Annotated in this window: 1 protein-coding gene; it reads left to right on the top strand. The window is 63.8% G+C overall.

What is annotated here, in order from left to right:
* Window positions 1-74: 74 nt before the first annotated feature.
* A partial coding sequence (locus A3764_RS18990; protein WP_236628251.1) for an AAA domain-containing protein occupies window positions 75-980 on the top strand: 906 nt, incomplete at its 3' end.

Raw genomic sequence — 980 nt, forward strand, 5'->3', positions numbered from 1 at the left:
TGTTGCTTTCGCTTCGACATCTCTGATCTCCTTCTCGTCGAAGATCAGCAGACAACAAATCGTAGCTTACGTCAGTGTCCGATTTTCTGGGGGTAGCTCACATTGCTGCGCAAAACCACGAGGCACTTGCGGAGATGGAGCGAACGCTGCGAGAGCATTTCTCGCAGGCGGAGCGCGATCCGATCGTCGTGCGCATCGAGCGAGCTGCGCCGGATCTAAGTGACACCCAACTTCGAGACCAGGCGCACACACTTCTCGACGCCTTCGTGCTTGGCGATGCGAGCCCACTCTCGCGCCGCCGGCGGGAAGCTGTCGAGCGGATCCTGCGCAGGACCGGTCCCGCAGGCGATGTGGACCCTGAGGGAGAGGCGATCTTGCGGGACACCGAGCATCTGATTCTGCGCAGTGCAGACGTGACGCTGGCGACGGCGAATTCCTCAGTCATCGAAGAGATGGTTGCCGAGGGTGAGCAATTCGACTGGGTGATCGTGGAAGAGGCGGCGCGGGCGAGCGGCCCGGAACTCATTGGCCCTCTGCTTCTGGGGGCCCGTCGGGTCCTTATCGGCGACCACCGCCAGCTCGCGCCGTTTGATGCCGAGCGCAAGGCGCGGCTCTACCGCGACGATGCCGGTGAAGCGCTGCTCACCGACGCTCCCGAGTTGATCGACGCAGTGTCCGACCTCCCGGACGCAGTCCGGACGTCGCTCGAGGTCTTGGCGACCGATCCGATACTCCGTGCCGACGCACTCGGCGCAGCTCTCCGACTGGAGCAGCCCTTCCGCGAGATCGCCGAGACGACAGAGGCAATGGCCCATGCCCGGAGTGGGCCGGTCTCGATGCTCACCGAACAGAGCCGAATGCACCCCGCGATCTGCGGTCTGGTTTCCGATACATTCTACGGTGGGCAGTTAACAACGGTAGATCGCATTGCGGACCGCCCCTGCCCGATCACTCCGGCCAGCGGTGCGCTGTCAGCCCCC

The organism is Sulfitobacter sp. HI0129, assembly GCF_001635395.1.
Classification (GTDB): Bacteria; Pseudomonadota; Alphaproteobacteria; order Rhodobacterales; family Rhodobacteraceae; genus Sulfitobacter.